Source organism: Autumnicola edwardsiae (assembly GCF_031846505.1).
Classification (GTDB): Bacteria; Bacteroidota; Bacteroidia; order Flavobacteriales; family Flavobacteriaceae; genus Autumnicola; species Autumnicola edwardsiae.
On sequence record NZ_JAVRHP010000300.1, the window covers coordinates 1 to 500 of the forward strand.

A 500-nucleotide genomic window follows, 5' to 3' on the forward strand; every position below is an offset into this window, starting at 1 on the left:
TCATTTATTGGCATCAGGTTCAAAAAGGAAACAGCAAAACGCTTCCAGGAATTTTCAAGAACACATTTCAAATCACACACCGAAGCCCTGGAGACAATGCTCGACTTTTTCTTCTATAACGAAATTTCTCCAAGAGAAAAATTAGGGCCTACAGGTAGGACTATCGAAGCTTCTTTTAAGAAACGTATTAATGCGGTTATTGCCATTATGCGTGATATGGAAAAAACGCAAACCAAACCCACCGCGGCGATGATCGCCTCACTTTTCCAAACCGAAACATCTCAAAAGAAACCACTCATCCTGGAAAAGAAAATCCTTCGAGAGAAAAAGGATAACGTTCCGCAACCGGAACAAGATGGTAGGGGTGAAAAGAATTTTTCTGATAATAACCTGTAAAATTTTCGGCTATGTATATCACCATCACACCTCAAAAGTTAGGCGGGAATTACTCCCAGAGTTCGGCCGGTTTTGTTAGCTACCTCGAAAAGGAAAATGAAGGA

The 500-nt window shown here is 40.8% G+C and carries 2 protein-coding genes; both read left to right on the forward strand.

What is annotated here, in order from left to right:
* On the forward strand, positions 1-396 hold a 396-nt coding region (locus RM529_RS17755), incomplete at its 5' end, for a BfmA/BtgA family mobilization protein (protein ID WP_311486060.1).
* An 11-nt stretch (positions 397-407) separates the two neighbouring features.
* Positions 408-500, forward strand: a 93-nt coding sequence (locus tag RM529_RS17760; protein ID WP_311486061.1) for a DUF5712 family protein, incomplete at its 3' end; no start/stop codon positions are given.